The following is a 16,837-nucleotide window of genomic DNA, read 5'->3' as shown; positions in this document are numbered from 1 at the left end:
GCTAAATAACCAGAATCCGTTATTTATGGTATGGTTCACCTTCCTCGTTATTTTTAAATTCCTGTTTTTCAACAATATCTCTATCTTGGACAATGCTTGATGTATTTACTATAAACTTACTATAAACCTTGTCATAAAGCTTGATAGTTCCATAGCCAAGCAATCCCCCAGAGGTGTTTAGTATTAGGTCATCTACATCAAAAATACCGAGAGAAAAAACAACCTGTAAGCATTCCAAGAATAAACTTGCACTCAAAGATAGAGCTAATACGCCTATGAATGACATCCCTTTCTTTTTAAACAATAATACAAGAAACATTCCAAATGGTATGAACACTACGATATTCCCAACCAAATTACTTAAATCATGCCACCACCATAGACTCTGAATATTAATGAATATTGTTTTAAACGGGATAAAATTACCTCTTTGCAATTGGTACATGAGATTATCAGGGTTCCCAAAATTCCTCTGAAGTTGAGACATGAGAAAGTTCATATCTCTCCAGCGGAACTTAAATAGAATGATTCTAAGTAATGCGTACATATAAAAGACAAATAGTGCTAGTACAATAATTTTGTTCATTAATTTTGTTTTTTTCATTCTGCCATCCCTACCTCCTTGAGATTAGCATGTGTTGATATTGGAAACACTGTCACAATTACACCATCCATATTGTTGCCTGATATCTCCCAACGAAGGTTGGAAGGCACATGAATGGTCGTATCTTTGGTTACAGGGTAATAAGAGATTTCATATTTTTCACCATGCATAGTAGTTGAAATGGACTTTTGTTCTTTTAAGAAATCCAAATATTCTTCTAAAGAAAATTTTTTTCCCTCCATAATCACACTATGCGGCAATCCAACATAGCGAATATGCCAAGGTTCATACTGGATGCCTGTGATTGTCGTTTTGTCCTTTGGATAACGTAAAATGAACCCGTATTTCCAAGCATTTTCTTCTATCCACTTTCCTTCTGGTGCATCCACCATCTTCATTTGAGTAGATCCTACATCAAGCGACAAGCCTAAATTATGTTCGCTATAGCCGGCTGGCAACGCATAGGCAGAACCCATTTCTTGATAAAGTACACTTTGCTCCTCAAAGTCTCGAAAGCCACTAGTAATGCAGAAATTACGGACTCCTTCTTTTTCTGCAGCAGTAGTCATCTCTGAAAATCTACGTGCTATATCCTCTGACAAATACATTTCGCTCTCTAACAATCCGTACCCCTTTATCAATTCATTGTGCGTAGATAGATTGATGATATCCGATTTTATACTTTTTGGGTGCGCTGGATATTCACCGTTGACCAAAAGCAGATTTCCTTGATAGATTTGTTCTTCTGTAATCTCTTTTTTTTGAAGATTTCCAGAAATTTTTCTATCCACTACTTTATCATTTTTATATAGTTCATAATGTTGCATTTCTTCTTTTGATTCCAAAAACGGTTTAATATATAGGAAAGTTAAACACAATAATAACAATAAAAATCCCCACTTTTTCATTTTAATCTCCTCCTTCTTGCAGCTTGTTAATAGAATAGGAAAAACTTTTAAAATAAAAAGTGGGGTAAATATTAAATTTTTCTTAAATTTTTACTTGGACTTTATTATTAATCTTCTTAAGCATTCTCCATTGGTAATCGGACTTCAAATATAGTGCGTATTAAATTACTTTCGGCAGTTATTGTCCCATTGTGTTGCTCTACAATATTCTTCGCAATAAATAAACCGAGACCTGTACTATTTTCTTGATGAGTTCGTGCTTTGTCACCCGTATAAAGCATATCAAAAATATGGGGCAGTTCATCTGGAGGAATGGCATCTCCATAATTGATCACTTGAATAACTACTTCCTCTGTATCAATAAAACCGTTGATATCTACATACTGCCCCTCATAGCCATAGCGATTGGCATTAATCAGAAGATTTTCAAACACACGTGCCAATAACTCTCCATCCCCCATAATAGATAAAGGGGAAGTACTATTTATTCTTGCTATCAAATCGTTTTTCTCAAAGACAGGATACAACTCTTCTTTCAATTGAATAAGTAGCTCACTTAAATCGATTGGCTTCTTCTCAATTGGTAACATGCCATAATTCATCCTAGTTATCTCGAATAATTCATCAATTAGCCTTTCTAAACGTTGAGATTTAGTAAAGGCTATCGTTAAAAAGTGTCGTACTTGTTCTTTAGGCAAGCTATCATCCTTAATGATTAAATCCAAATATCCTAACACAGAGGTAAGTGGAGTCCGCAAATCATGAGCTAAATTTACGACCAATTGATCCTTACTGCTTTCCGAAAAATCTCCTCGTTGAATCGCTTCTTCCAATTTTCCACTTGCCAAATTGATGCTTTGGGCAATATCGCTAAATTCATCATTTGACAATATTTGAACTCGATGTTTAAAATCACCTTGAGCTATATAATGAATTCCTTTTGAAATCTCATTTAAATAGGCAGAATAGGGTTTTGTAAGGAAAAAGAAAAAAAATATCGAAAGCAAGATAACTAACAGTAAAAAGAAGTTAAGGTCTCCAATATTCCCCACGATTTTGCGAAAATAAGCTAGTGTATCTCCATGACTAACATTTGTATAATAATACAATTGGAGGACTTTAAAGAGTAGATAGGTTATGAGGCTAGATAAAAGCATGCTTAAACCTAACAATATTATCATTTTAGAACGAAAGCCTCGTAGTATTTTACCCATTGAATTTATAACCTACCCCCCATACAGTTTTTATCAATTTGTTTTTTCGTTTATCCTCTTCAAGTTTTTTCCGCAAAGTACGAATATGAACCATAACGGTATTCCCACCTCCATAGTATGCATCCCCCCATACCTTCTGAAAAATATCTTCAGCACTATAAACTTTATTTGGATTACTGGCTAATAAATATAAAATTTCAAATTCCTTCGGCGTTAACTCAATATTCTTACCATATAGCGTAACTGTACGTTGTTCAGGAGAAATCGTTAATCCTCCAAACTCCAAGTTTGAGTTCTGTTTGGTTTTCGGTTGATTCAACTTCATAAAGCGTCGCAGCTGTGCATTTACCCGCGCTACCAATTCAATGGGTATAAATGGTTTAGTCATATAATCATCCGCTCCAATTACCAGTCCCTGTACTTTATCGAAATCAGATGTTTTAGCACTCAAAAATATGATAGGCATATTATGCTTTTCGCGAATGCAGCGGATTACTTCATATCCATCCATTTTTGGCATCATAATATCCAAAATCAGCAAATCAATCGATTGAGCCTCAACAACACTAACAGCCTCTTGCCCATCCGATACTTTAATCACATGGTACCCTTCTTTTTCTAAATGGATGGCAATCAGATCAGCAATTTCCTCCTCATCATCAGCAATTAAAATCGATATACGTTTCATCTATTCCACTCCTATATCAAGTTACATTCCGTGTATTTTTTATTTATCATCAAACCTTACAAAGCTGCACCCTTTTAAAAAAATTTGATGTTTTTGGTGCGGATACCTTATCATCCGAATCTTAACTAACATGGTATAATTTAAAGCTTGTATTTTATTTTCTATTATTTCCTTTTTGTATTCAAGAATCTGCCCCTTTAATGGAATAACTTTATTATCACTTAACAAGTTCTTAATCCACAAGAAAAACCGGAATCCCTCCTTTATAGAAATAGGAAATTCCGGTTCATCTTTTTTATAAATGGATAAACTTTTATCAAAACGGTACAACTTTTTGATAAATAAAGTTTTATCAAAAGCATGCTGCAAACGTTGATTTTATAATAGAAGAAACCTACTCATTTTGAACAAAAATTGAGCAAAATGCGTGGATATAGCATTAGTGTAGTGTAAATCCCCATAAAAAAGTTGATTAAAAAGTGATTATTAGTGTTTGATTATCAACAACTTAACACTATCTCTCTTGAACTCTTCCTCATTTTGAATACACCCTAAATCATATACTATATATAGTTAACGTTCATATTGCTTTGCGTAAGACGTAATATCTGCACTTATTTCTTCTATAATTTTTAATTTTTTCCCCTCATGCAATAACTTGACTTCAATACATAATCTTAATTTAGGAATAATAAAATCAGGAATGAATTCTTTCCCTGAAAACTCAAGCTTTCCCGTTTCTCTATCATAGTCAGTACCTTTACTTAGCCCTCGACCTAACAGTAAGATTTCAATAACATTTTGAACTTCGACTATTTATTAATCTATGAAAATGCCGGCAATTCATACACTTTATCCCAAACAAACTGAATCATTTCACAAAGGGATCTCAGTGTATTTAACTGCAAGTTTTCCTGCAGTGTGATTAGAGAAGTTTTTACGATGACCTTTTCATCAAACAAACGTAATGCAACCAGTTTTCCTTCTTCCAAATCCTTTTTTACATAGTTACTCGACATTATTCCTAATCCTTTTTGCTGTATAATCCCCCGTTTAATCGCTTTTTCACTTTCTACAAGAATCGTTCTATTTGGCACAAATGGAAGTTTATCCATAAAGATATCCATCTTTTTTTGAAAATCACTATCTGCTCTAAATTTCATAAACGTCAGATCATCTAGCAAACGATTGATAGGATATCGTTCATGCAAAGCTTTACTGACTACTAGCAACAATTCTTCTTCTTCAAGAAGAGTGTTGGATATCGTATTATCTTGAATCTCTCCGGAAATAATTCCAATATCGTATTCCTTGTTGCGAACACCTTTAATCACATTACTTGTTTGCCTTGATAATATCTCTATGTTAACGTTTGGATGGTTTTTAATATATTCCGTTGTTATAGGGAGCAAGTATTCCGTACAATAAACTTCTGCTGCTGCAATGACAAGATTGCCGTTGGGCTGTGCGAGTTCCGCAAATTCACCTTCAATTTTTTGAACAATACTTAAGAGTTCATTAGCATGTGCTTGCAGTTTTTTTCCTGCCGGAGTTAAACTTAGCCGTTTGTTTATACGAAAAAATAAAGATTGTCCCAACTCTTGCTCAAGTGCCTGTATTTGTGAGCTAACAGTCGGCTGGGTGAAATTTAAAATTTCTGCGGCTCTTGTAAAATTTAAATGTTCTGCCGCAATTACAAATGTCTTTAAATGACGTAATTCCACATAGTTCACCCTTTTTTGCTTATAATCTACTAATTCTAAAGAAAAACAGAAAATATTTCAATTACTTTGTGAGAAAATATAACATTGTAATTATATATAAGATGATTACAAATCTGAATTTTTTAATAATTCTGATTTGTGTTACATTACATGTATACAATTTAAGGAGGTAGTCATTTGGGTAGTTTAGATATCATATTGATGTTTATTTATTTCTTAGTAATTATTGGCGTAGGGGTTATTGGTACAAAAAAAATAAAATCCTCTGAAGGCTATGCAGTTGCTGAAAGAAATCTAGGTTTTTTTATGTATCTCTCTTGTCTAGCAGCAGTTATTCTAGGAGGCGCCGCCACAATTGGCACAGCTAAGCTTGGCTTCTTATACGGCATTTCTGGAGCATGGCTTGTCATTATGATTGGTTTAGGCACTTTATTGCTTACTGTTCTTTTATCGAAGAAGCTATTTGCCTTGAATGTAATAACTATTAGTGAAATGCTTTTCAAAAGATACAATAGCCAAACAAGAATTATGAGTGCACTAGTTGGCTCCACCTATACAGCTATGCTTGTTATTACACAAGTTATTGGAATGGGCAGCATTATGAATGTATTTCTTGGCTGGGGTATGGTCCCTTCTATTTTATTAGGAGGCGGAATTGTTCTATTATACACATTACTTGGCGGCATGTGGTCCATTACCATGACAGATGTAGTTCAATTTTGCATCATGACAATAGGAATATTCTTTATTATGCTTCCACAAAGCCTTTCAAGTGCTGGCGGTTGGAGTTCACTTATTGATCATGTTCCTGCTTCCTATATGAATTGGACAAATATTGGATGGTCCACCATTTTTCAATATTTCCTTCTTTATACGCTGGGACTGTTAGTTGGACAGGATTTATGGCAGAGGACTTTTACAGGCAAAAACTTACGTACGGTTAAAGCCGGAGGAATAGGAGCAGGCATCTACAGCATTTTCTATGCGTTAGCCATTTCTATCGTTGGAATGTGTGCATTTGTTGTATTTCCTAATTTAGATAACCCACAAAACGCCTTTGCTCATATGGTTTTAAATGTACTGCCGACAGGATTGATTGGAATTGTTTTAGCGTCTGTTCTATCCGCACTTATGTCGACGGCTTCTGGCACCTTATTAGCTTCATCCACTTTACTTGTGAATGATATTATTAAGCCGAATTTAAAATCAGAATTATCCGAACAAAAAAGTTTGTTCTTATCTCGTTTGCTTACACTATGTATTGGAATATTCGCCATCGTATGTTCCATTTGGGTGCAAGATGTCCTAGTTGCCTTAGATATTGCTTATGCAATTTTATCTGGTGCTATGTTTTTCCCAATTGTTCTCGGCTTCTTCTGGAAAAAGGCTTCTGGCAAAGCAGCATTTATTTCCATGTTGATGAGCACAGCCACTATTATAGTTGGTTTAATCGTTCAGGGAACAACAGCAACAGAACCAATTTTGTATGGTCTGCTTACCAGTTTCATTAGTATGGTTGTTTTGTCATATGCATTGCCAGATAAAAAACCTTCCTTACTTATGAACGAAGCTATAGAAGATAAACAAGTAATATAAAAAATAATCATATAAAAAGGAGTCATTATCATGCAAATACCTACTCAAGAATATTTAGGGACAAGCCTATTAAAAGAATCTTTTTCAGAACCTAACACTTTAAAAACAGTTTGGGGAGAGAAATGGGGAGCTTCCAATTATATTGGACAAATAAGAAAAGTATTAGTGCATAGACCAGGTAAAGAGTTAGAATTATTTCGGAAAATGCAATATGAAAAGAATGTTGATGCACAAGTGCTTCGGGATGGAAGTGGGAAAATTACCAGTTATTTACAAGGAGAGGAACCAGTTAATGAAGAACTTCTGCACTATCAGCATGATCAACTCCGTGAAACGTTAGAGAGGTGTGGAGCTGAAGTTATCGATGTTGATTTCGCTGCTCCATCTCATACTAAAACGATGTATACAAGGGATATTGGACTTGTTGTACCGAGTGGCGTTATTCTTACTCGTCTGGCTTTACCGATGCGCCAAGGAGAAGAAAAAGCAGCCTATCAAACTTTTGCTAAATTAGGCATGCCTGTACTTGCTATGATTCAAGGGGAAGGCTTTATTGAAGGTGGAAGTTTTGCGATGCTTGATGAGAAAACAGCAATAATCGGCCGTTCTATTCGTGTCAATCAAACAGGAATTGATCAGCTGAGACAAATTTTATCATGGCAAAATATTGACTTAATTGTCATTGATGTTCCGAACGATCGCATCCATTTAGATGAAATGTATGTAATGATTGATTATAAAACAGCTCTTGTAGAACCAGGGCGTCTTCCTTATTGGTTTTTAGAAGAACTGAGATCAAGGGGAATAAAACTAATCTATACTGACCCTTCCGATCCTGAACGTGCGGCAAACTGTTTAGCAGTCTCTCCTGGAAGAGTACTTATCGCTTCAGACGCACATAAAACAATAGAAAATCTTAAAAATCATGGCATTAAAGTATTCCCAATTGATTTATCAGAAATCCGTAAATTAGGAGGAGGAATCCACTGTTCTACCTTGCCTTTAATTCGAGAAGACATCTAGTAGGAATAAAGTAAAACTTCAATCAGTGGGGGTTTTCTTCATCCCCCACTGATTGTTAGTTGAACCAATCAGGCTTTTACGGGCAGTTGTCCCCCACCTAGATTTCTCCTTTCTTCTTGTACTAGGCGGGAGCAAAATCCTATTAAGCAAGATAAAATAGTCATAGAAAAATCAATTGGTTGTTACTTTCATCCAATTGATTTTTTTGAGGCTATATAAATCATTTTCAATTTTCTAACATGAAATTTGCAAATATTTGGCCTATATCAAGATATTGTACAAATTCTTATGTAGAAAAATTAGGACCAACTTATATATAAGATCAAATCAAAAAATCTTACTTATAAATAGAATACAAGGTGAAAAAATGTACAAAAACGGAAAAGATATTTTTTTTATTATACTAGGTGCTTTTTTATTCGCTTTAGCCATTAATTTATTTGTTATTCCAAATGACCTTGGCGAAGGTGGAGTAACAGGTATTACCATTATTTTATACTATGTATTTCAATGGGGACCGGGAATGGTCAACTTTATTATCAATGCATTTCTAATTTTAATAGGGTACAAGTTTTTAGATAAGCAAACTTGCATTTATACGATTATTGCTGTTATTTTTAATTCTTTGTTTTTGCATGTAACAGCAAGCTGGCATATTGAATCAAATGAGATTATTATCAATGCTATTTTCGGCGGGGTGTTTGCAGGAATTGGTATTGGCTTGATTTTAAAAGCGGGAGGAACAACGGCAGGAACGACATTATTAGCGAGAATTACAAATAAATACCTCGACTGGAGTATTAGTTCTTCCTTGCTGTTTTTTGACTTAATTGTTGCTTTTTCTTCCTATTTTATAATAGGTGCAGAAAAATTAATGCTTACCATTGTCATGCTCTATATTGCAACAAAGGTAATGGAGTTTATTATTGAAGGATTAAATCCAAAAAAAGCTGTAACCATTATTTCCAGCCGACAAAACCAAATAGCAGAAAAAGTGAATAATATAATGGATCGAGGAGTAACGGTTATCTATGGAAAAGGCTATTACTCAAACGATTCGAAAGAAATTTTATATATTATCATTAGTAAACAAGAGGTGGTTACCTTAAAGAAAATTGTCAAAGAAGTAGATAATGAAGCTTTTATCACAATTCATGATGTCCGTGATGTTTTTGGAAAGGGGTTTTTGGAGCTTTCTAAATAATCATCTAAAGTTTATTCCCTATTTCGTTATTTACGCAGGGAAACAGTTCTCTCTCTTATAAGCATGTTGTCGTAACGAACATATATTAATTTAAAAGAAAATGAGGCTCATATTGCCTCATTTTCGGCTGTCGACAAACGCTTGCTTTCTTTTTTGTTCACCATACTCAGATGCTCATCGCCTATCTTGGCAACTCCGCTCCTCCCAAGGCCTCACCCCTCAAAAGCCAAGCGTTCTCAATCACCCTAAAAAATTAGCAAATCGATTTTGTCCATACTCTGAAATTTATTTAGTTATTTATAAATAAACCACTAATTTTATGTGGATTTTTAAAATTATTTGTATCTACTTAACAAAGTCCTGTAATTTTCTTCAGGCTTTTAAATATTTACTTTTACTAACGTAATATTTATAAAGCAACTGACCATAGACCGAGGCTAATACTTGTTGAAAAAGCATTCCAAGAACAACAGGCAATGCAACTTGAGCAGGAAAAAAACTGACAGCTAATACAGAGCCGGCGCTTATATTTCTCATCCCACTGCAGAACGTCATTGTCATAACCACATCTCGTTCCCATTTAAGAAACAAGCCTATACACCAGCTTATTAAATATCCAGTCGAAGAGATGACAAATACCGTAGTAATGATTAGAATGAGATGCCCATCCAATTTAGTTAAATATGGAGCTAAGATACCTCCATTAATACAGACAATCATAACAACCCCTATTTTCGTAAAAGGAGAAAGTTTATCTGCTAATAGTACGTTTGCTTTCCCTTTTGTTGCGTGATTTATGATCATTCCTAAAAGCGAAGGAAAAACAATCATAAAAAATAAACTTTTCATTAATTCCCATACATCCATTACCACTGTCTCTCCTGCAAAAAAAGATAAACTAGCTGGAACGATAAACGGAGAAAGAAGGGTATCAAATAAAATAATAGCTAGTGCAAAAGAAAGATTTCCTTGATAAATGGTTGCCCATAAAAAACTAGTAACGCCTGTCGGTATAACAACTGCCAAAATAAAACCTGTAATAGTAAGGGAATCTCCATGGAAAAACAGATTTCCTAATCCCCATGCCAAAAATGGCATTACTATATGCAGTACCAATAAGCTAATAAAAAAGGGAGAAGGTCTTCGGATAACAAAATCTAGTTGTTTAAAATTAGACCCCAAACTCCCAATAAATGTAATAAACGCAAATATCCAAGGAATTAAAAAGGAGAGATAGGTAATTTTATCCCCACTAAAAACACCGATTAATAAACCTGCCGGTGTAAGAATAGGCATTGTTTTTATTAACCATTTATTCAATATTTTTAACATGTTTAGTCCAACTTTCTAGAAATTACCCTATAATCAGCAAAAAAGTGCTTTGGGAAGAGTACTTACTCTTCCTCTTCCCGCAAGCACATTTGCAATCTAACTATCTAATGGAATCAAAAATGTCATTCGCTTAGTTCATCCAAAGAGTTTTTGATTATATGAAATGCTTTATCGATTTCTTCCTTTGTAACTGTAAGGGGTGGAATAAAACGAATAACATTTTTTTCCGTTCCACATACAAGGAGAATTAATCCTTTTTCTAATGCCTTTTCTTTTAATCCATCTACCGTTTTTACATCTGGTTGTCCATCCTCTTGAATGAATTCCATTCCAATCATTAGCCCTAATCCACGAATATCACGAATGTTCGTATACGTCGCTGTCAGTGTCTTAAGTTTCTCTGTGAAATATGCTGCCGTTTCCACAGATTGTTCCAGCAATCCGCCTTGCAATAGTTCAATGACTGCAAGTGATGCAGCACAGGAAACTGGATTTCCTCCGTATGTTCCCCCATGTGTGCCAGCCGTCCATTGGTTCATTAATTCTGCCTTGCCTACTAAAGCACTGAGCGGAAAGCCATTTGCAATTCCTTTAGCAAGGGTTAAAATATCAGGCTGTACGTCAAAGTGCTGCCATGCAAACATTTTTCCTGTGCGCCCAAAACCAGTTTGAATTTCATCAAAAATCAATAGAATCCCATGCTGATTACAAATCTTTCTTATTTCCTTGATGAATTTTGCCGGCGGAACAATATATCCCCCTTCTCCTTGTACAGGTTCCATAATAATGGCCGCTACTTGATCTGGAGCAATCAAAAATTTAAAGATTTCTTCTAAGGAGTCTAAACAACGAGTTATTTCTTCCTCTTCTGACAACCCTGTACGAAAAGCATAAGGATATTCTGCATAATAAACACTAGGAAGAAGCCCTTCATACCCTTTTCGATATAAAGAATTAGAAGCTGTTAAAGTTGTTGTTGCGAGTGTACGTCCGTGGAAGCTGCGTTTAAAAGAAATGATGCCAGGGCGTTTCGTTGCGTGTTTCGCTAGTTTGATAGCTCCTTCGTTCACTTCTGCCCCACTGTTTGAAAAGTATACCTTGCAGTTACCGCCGTTTAATTCGTTGAGCTTTTCCGCAAGTTCCACATATACTGGATAATAAAGAACATTGTGGCCACCGTGAATTAATTCATCAATTTGTGCCTTTGCTCTTTCTACAACGAGTGGATGATTATGGCCAACATTTGTTACGGCTACGCCACTTGCAAAATCTAAATATTTTTTTCCATCTTCAGAGGTAACGTAAGCACCTTCCCCTTTGACGATGCCAATAGTAGTTGCTCTTTGTGCAATGGGAGGAAATACCTTATTTGCTCTTTTTATTAAAGATTCAGATGTTATTGTCATATTTATCACCTTTTCCTTTGCTTATAATTTTTTAGTAGAAGCCTTTAACCAAGAATTTGTCATATCTCTAATAAGTTTTGGTACCGTTTCGAAAGAATAGGGCTTATACACGCGTTCTGTCCAGCGATGTGCATCAAACCCATACACGCCAACATTAATAGAGGGGATATTTAATTTACGTATATCTTTAATTGGGACGGGATAAATCTTATTCCATTCAGGAAAGTTATCGACAAGATAGTCAATTTCCTCATCCGTATCATGAAGGGAGAGATAACTGCTGTCCGAAAGATACGGAAAGAATTTTTTCACTGAAAAGATATCATTTGTACGTGTAGAAGTATTTGCTGTTGCTTCTTTAATCGTTTGTAAAATAACTTGATCCCTTTGGCTTTCTCCTGCCAAATAATTATGTGGACAATATGGAGGTGCGTAGAAAACAATCACACACGGCGTTACCGCTTGGTCTAATTCTCGTAATCTATCCACTATCTTGAAACAAAGCTCACGCAGTTCAAGTGTAGGGTTTTCTTTTAACACCTGTTCTGAAACTGCCTTTACATCTACTCCTTGTTTAGCAAGCTTTTCACAATACTCCACATAACTATAAACATCCATATCCCAGTTCGGGCGATTAGCCGGAAAATTATTCACATCAGCAAACTTTTTGTAATTATTTTTGTAATATTCAGATATTTTAACGGTTGCTTCTTGTGCTATAACTTTTAACTTTTCCATAATATCTTTTGGTGAAGCCTCCAGCACCATAAAGTTAAAATACAAATGACTAGTTACGGCTGTTTGCACATTGTAAAACTCTTTCGTATCTCGATGATAGAGAGCAGATGGAGGGGTAATCAATTCCCCTTCAATATGTTCAGTCAAATCCATATTATTATTAATTCGTTTATTTAATTCCGCTGTCACAAGTGTAGGATCAAGACCATTAAGTGTTTGTCCAACATGGGTTTCACGCCCATATACATAAAAGCATGGCAACAACTTTCCACCAGATCCAGTATAAATGTACTTATTTATATCACCAGGATAAAAAGCGGAAATATAATCCGTATTGATTGCAACTACATACTCCAACTCTTCTTCTTTTTGCAAACGCAGCAATTCATCCACAGCAGCAATAATGCCTGAATGTTGATTTTCCTCTACTGGATTTGCCATAAAAATAATGTCTCCATCCCATTCTTCCTGATGCTCACTAAAATAAAGAACATTCGCTAAGTGAACTGCAACCCCACTCTTCATATCCAATGCTCCCCGGCCAAACATCCAGTCACCCGATAAAGCCTGTGTACGAATCTCTTTGTCTGAATATGTTTGAAAATACTCTAGCAGTGCGTTTGGATCGTTTGCGCTTGATTGCAAGGCACCAAAGTCTTCAATTCCAACCGTATCGATATGTGCATGAAATACGACCGTTTTTTTGGAGCTTCCATTGCCTTTAATATGTGCAAACACATTCTTCCTGCCCAATGCATCATTCGGCAAAGGCTGCATCCATACATGAGTAGGGTGTTGATTAAAGTAAGGAAAGCTGCGTAAAAACTGTTCAATTTCATCTGCTATTTCGGATTCCCCTTCTGTTCCATTGATACTCAATGTTTGTACAAGAGAGGTTGTAATAGCTTCTACTTGATCAAATAACGGCAAATCTTTTATTTTCGTATACATATAGAATTACCTCTCCTTCTAATACTCTCTGCTTGTGTTAATAACATTGATCATCTCACCATCCCCTTTTCTTGCTTTAACATTCTTAACAAAGATATCCACACAACGATCCATATAATAAATCGACTTTGCAGACATATGCGGTGTTAAAATCAAATTCTCACATTCCCATAAGGGACTATCAGCTGGAAGCGGCTCTTGCCTGAACACATCCATCGCTGCTCCTCTTAATACCTTACTTTGAATCAGTTCTACTACTGCTTGTTCATCGACTACATCCCCACGGCCAATGCTAATAAATATGGATCCGGGCTTCATTTTCTGCAAATATGCTTTTGAAAAGAAATTTCTCGTATTTGTAGTAGATGGGAGAAGGGAAATGACATAATCAACATTGCCGATTTCCTTTTCTGCTTCTTCTAACGTGTACGTCTCTTGAAAATACGGTACTGTTTTTCCAGAAGTATTTACTCCGCAAATAGTTATATTAAATTGGGAAAGTGTCTTGGCAATAGCTTGACCAATGACACCTGTTCCATATAACAGCATTTTGAGACCTGTTAGTTCTCCAACTAACTTACTTCGATCAAATTGTTTTTTGTTTTTTAATGATTGATAGCGGGCCATGTCTTTTTCAAAATAAAGCATGCACATGAGTACATATTCACTCATCGGTTTAATATGAATACCAGAGGCATTTGTCAACGTAATTCCTCGTGCAGCCAATTCACAAATATCTAAATCATCAATCCCTGCACTAAACCACTGAACCCACCTCAATTTCGGAAACGGTTCAAAGGTAGCTATTGGTCTTCCATCAAAACTTAGACCATATGCCAGCAATACTTCAAGAGATTCCTTAATAGGATTTGGAATCTCCTTTACGGAGCTGTAAAGGAGTACCTCTTCCCCGGTTTCACGTGATATTTTCTCTAGATGAGAAGGCAATACCTCCTCACAAACAGCAACAATCATGCAAGAGCACCTCCGTTTATCCTGCTAAAATTTACGAACGTTTTTCTACATTTTCAATATGATATCGAACAGCCTCAGCAGCTTTTTTGGCATTTCGTTCTTTTAATGCTTCAATAATCTTTAAATGCTCTTCGTGTGCTTCAAAAGCACTTTCGGAAAGTGTACCAGAGAGCACAAGATATCTTGTTAATTGATTAAGAATTTGTTCAATAAATTCTTGTAATTTCCTATTTCCAGAAATCTCCGCTATTCCTAGATGGAACTGCAAATCTAAATCAATGTAAGTATAATGGTCCTTCTCCTCAATTGCTTTTTTCTGATTAATCATCAGCATCTCTAAATGTTGAATCCTCTCATCCGATACAAGAGGAGCAGCTTCTTCTGCTGCAAGTACTTCCAGAACTTTTCTCAATTGAATATAGTGCTGAAAGTCTTGGTCAGAAATAAAGGAAATACGCGCTTTTTTGCCATTTTCTGATGTAACCAATCCATCATAAGTCAGTGCTGCAATAGCTTTGCGTATCGGCGTTCTGCTGATTCCAAGCATAGTAGCAATTTCTTCTTCCGGTAATGCATCACCTGGTTGAAAATCCCCGCGAATAATTGCCTTTTTTATCTCTTTATAAGCACGATCTGCTAATGTTTCCGATTGTTCAATTTTATTTATCATCTGAAATACCCTCTTTTCTCTATCTGTATTCTGTATACAGAATACTAGTTTATTATGTGATAAGTATACAGAAATTGCAGAACAATTCAATCTAATTGTAATATTTCCTTACTCTATTTTCAGCATGTATTTTAGTGAAAAATATCTTAATAAACTCTTAGATATCTAGATTTTTAGAGAACTCCCAGCTGTATTTTTCATTTATAACCACTCTCATTTTTCTAAAGCATGCTTTTCATCAGTTTAATTAAACAAACTTTATTTAAAATCAAAAGAAATAAATTTAGTCTCTAAATAGTCTTCTATTCCGTATTTCCCGCCTTCACGGCCAATTCCAGATTCCTTTACTCCGCCAAACGGTGCTTGCGCTACTGTTGGCATCGCATCATTTACACCAACTATTCCATAATCAAGCGCTTCTGATACACGGAACATTCTCGCACCATTTTGCGTGAATATATAAGAAGCTAATCCATAAATAGTATCATTTGCTTTTTCTATCACTTCTTCTTCTGTTTCAAATTCAAAGATTGGCGCAACTGGTCCAAAGGTTTCCTCATACGCTATTTTCATATCATTCGTCGCATGAAGAAGAACAGTTGGATTAAAGAAGTGCCCCTTGCTAAATGCTTCCCCTTCTGTTTTAGAGCCTCCATATATTACTTTTGCTCCTTTAGATACAGCATCTATTACATGACTTTCCGTTTTTTCAATGGCACATTCATTAATTAATGGACCAATATTCACGCCTTCTTCCAACCCATTCCCAACTACTAACTGCTCCATTTGTGTTTTCAATCGATGTGCAAATTCCTCTGAAATAGATTTTTGAACAAATATACGATTTGTACAGACACATGTTTGTCCAGCATTTCGGAACTTACTTGCGATCGCTCCTTCTACCGCTTTATCTAAATCCGCATCTTCAAAAACAATAAATGGTGCGTGTCCCCCTAATTCCATCGATACTTTTTTCATCGTATTCGCCGATTTGCGCACTAATTCTTTTCCAACTGCTGTTGATCCAGTAAAGGTAATCTTCTTAATAACTGGACTTTCCATGAGTGCATCTCCAATTTCTTTTGCATCACCATGGACTAAATTAACAACTCCATTTGGAATCCCTGCTTCATGCAATGCCTTTACTACTTCCATTGCAGATAATGGACTTTCCTCTGAAGGTTTTAGCACAACAGTACATCCTGCAGCAAGAGCTGGTGCTAGCTTTCTCGTAATCATTGCAATTGGGAAGTTCCAAGGAGTAATAGCGCCAATAACTCCAACTGGCTGATGGATTACCATTAAACGTTTTGTCGGTGAAGATGCTGGAATGGTATCCCCATATATACGTTTTCCTTCTTCTGCATACCAGTCTAAATAATCAATTGCTAACCCGATTTCTCCTTTTGCTTCTGCCACGGGTTTTCCCATTTCCTTTGTAATTAATTCCGCTAAGCTGTCCACTCTGCCTCTTAGAATATCTGCTGCTTTCTTTAAATATATGTATCTTTCTTTTGCAGTCAATTTCACCCATAATGGAAAAGCGTTTTGTGCTGCATCTATTGCAGACTGTGCTTCCTTTCTGCTGCCTTTTGCCACTGTATCTACTACTTTTCCAGTAGCAGGATTTATTACGTCAAAGCTCTCCTTAGATTCTGACTCTTTCCAAATCCCATCGATATATAGCATGTATATATTCCACCTTTTTCATAGTATTTTTAAATTTTCACAAGTTTCTTTAAATGAGAGATTAGTAATAGGAAGTTTTCGTTGTATCCTGTATACAGGATACAATTCTTATTTT

At 35.6% G+C, this 16,837-nt stretch carries 15 protein-coding genes; 3 read left to right on the top strand and 12 right to left on the bottom strand.

Translation table 11 applies throughout. The features are described 5' to 3' along the window. Window positions 1–19: 19 nt before the first annotated feature. From NCCP28_RS16645 to NCCP28_RS16625, 6 genes are all read right to left on the bottom strand, one after another. Complete coding sequence (locus tag NCCP28_RS16645; RefSeq protein ID WP_248562551.1) at window positions 20–604, bottom strand: VanZ family protein; 585 nt, start codon at window positions 602–604, stop codon at window positions 20–22. Further along, entirely contained in the window at window positions 601–1,512 is a 912-nt protein-coding gene (vanY, locus tag NCCP28_RS16640; protein ID WP_248562550.1) for a VanY-A/VanY-F/VanY-M family D-Ala-D-Ala carboxypeptidase, read from the bottom strand. The genes NCCP28_RS16645 and vanY overlap by 4 nt, the downstream gene beginning before the upstream one ends. Before the next feature lie 116 nt (window positions 1,513–1,628). Then, on the bottom strand, window positions 1,629–2,726 hold the full coding sequence (locus tag NCCP28_RS16635) for a sensor histidine kinase (RefSeq protein ID WP_248562549.1): 1,098 nt from the start codon (window positions 2,724–2,726) through the stop codon (window positions 1,629–1,631). Continuing rightward, window positions 2,719–3,414 carry a vancomycin resistance response regulator transcription factor, VanR-F/VanR-M family gene (gene vanR / locus NCCP28_RS16630; RefSeq protein ID WP_248562548.1) on the bottom strand — a complete coding sequence of 232 codons (696 nt, stop codon included), beginning with the start codon at window positions 3,412–3,414 and terminating at the stop codon, window positions 2,719–2,721. Before vanR ends, NCCP28_RS16635 begins: the two co-directional genes overlap by 8 nt. A 573-nt stretch (window positions 3,415–3,987) precedes the next feature. Beyond that, the gene (locus NCCP28_RS23875) at window positions 3,988–4,197 is read right to left on the bottom strand and encodes a PD-(D/E)XK nuclease domain-containing protein (RefSeq protein ID WP_375709426.1); all 210 of its coding nucleotides are present in this window, start codon (window positions 4,195–4,197) and stop codon (window positions 3,988–3,990) included. Between the two features lie 41 nt (window positions 4,198–4,238). Then, complete coding sequence (locus NCCP28_RS16625) at window positions 4,239–5,138, bottom strand: LysR family transcriptional regulator (RefSeq protein WP_248562547.1); 900 nt, start codon at window positions 5,136–5,138, stop codon at window positions 4,239–4,241. A gap of 177 nt (window positions 5,139–5,315) precedes the next feature. On the opposite strand from NCCP28_RS16625, the gene NCCP28_RS16620 reads away from it, so the two are divergent. The 3 genes from NCCP28_RS16620 to NCCP28_RS16610 all read left to right on the top strand — a co-directional run bounded on the left by NCCP28_RS16620 (window position 5,316) and on the right by NCCP28_RS16610 (window position 8,961). Continuing rightward, window positions 5,316–6,734 carry a sodium:solute symporter family protein gene (locus NCCP28_RS16620; protein WP_248562546.1) on the top strand — a complete coding sequence of 473 codons (1,419 nt, stop codon included), beginning with the start codon at window positions 5,316–5,318 and terminating at the stop codon, window positions 6,732–6,734. Window positions 6,735–6,764: 30 nt separating this feature from the next. Then, window positions 6,765–7,757, top strand: a complete 993-nt coding sequence (locus NCCP28_RS16615) for a dimethylarginine dimethylaminohydrolase family protein (protein WP_248562545.1) — start codon at window positions 6,765–6,767, stop codon at window positions 7,755–7,757. A gap of 367 nt (window positions 7,758–8,124) precedes the next feature. Continuing rightward, the gene (locus tag NCCP28_RS16610; protein ID WP_248562544.1) at window positions 8,125–8,961 is read left to right on the top strand and encodes a YitT family protein; all 837 of its coding nucleotides are present in this window, start codon (window positions 8,125–8,127) and stop codon (window positions 8,959–8,961) included. A gap of 372 nt (window positions 8,962–9,333) precedes the next feature. Here the strand turns inward: NCCP28_RS16610 and NCCP28_RS16605 are convergent, their stop codons facing one another. The 6 genes from NCCP28_RS16605 to NCCP28_RS16580 form a co-directional block, all read right to left on the bottom strand. Then, the gene (locus tag NCCP28_RS16605; protein ID WP_248562543.1) at window positions 9,334–10,293 is read right to left on the bottom strand and encodes a bile acid:sodium symporter family protein; all 960 of its coding nucleotides are present in this window, start codon (window positions 10,291–10,293) and stop codon (window positions 9,334–9,336) included. 122 nt (window positions 10,294–10,415) lie between these two features. Further along, window positions 10,416–11,699 (bottom strand): aspartate aminotransferase family protein, encoded by a 1,284-nt coding sequence (locus tag NCCP28_RS16600; RefSeq protein WP_248562542.1) that lies wholly within the window; start codon window positions 11,697–11,699, stop codon window positions 10,416–10,418. Between the two features lie 21 nt (window positions 11,700–11,720). Further along, on the bottom strand, window positions 11,721–13,388 hold the full coding sequence (locus NCCP28_RS16595) for a M20/M25/M40 family metallo-hydrolase (RefSeq protein WP_248562541.1): 1,668 nt from the start codon (window positions 13,386–13,388) through the stop codon (window positions 11,721–11,723). An 18-nt stretch (window positions 13,389–13,406) separates the two neighbouring features. Then, the gene (locus tag NCCP28_RS16590; protein WP_248562540.1) at window positions 13,407–14,363 is read right to left on the bottom strand and encodes a D-2-hydroxyacid dehydrogenase; all 957 of its coding nucleotides are present in this window, start codon (window positions 14,361–14,363) and stop codon (window positions 13,407–13,409) included. Between the two features lie 31 nt (window positions 14,364–14,394). After that, entirely contained in the window at window positions 14,395–15,033 is a 639-nt protein-coding gene (locus NCCP28_RS16585) for a GntR family transcriptional regulator (protein WP_248562539.1), read from the bottom strand. A gap of 258 nt (window positions 15,034–15,291) precedes the next feature. Further along, window positions 15,292–16,722 (bottom strand): NAD-dependent succinate-semialdehyde dehydrogenase, encoded by a 1,431-nt coding sequence (locus NCCP28_RS16580; RefSeq protein WP_248562538.1) that lies wholly within the window; start codon window positions 16,720–16,722, stop codon window positions 15,292–15,294. Window positions 16,723–16,837: the final 115 nt, after the last annotated feature.

It is taken from the genome of Niallia sp. NCCP-28 (assembly GCF_023168165.1).
In the GTDB taxonomy this organism is placed as follows: domain Bacteria; phylum Bacillota; class Bacilli; order Bacillales; family Cytobacillaceae; genus Niallia.
This window is presented reverse-complemented; position numbering and strand designations above follow the sequence as displayed.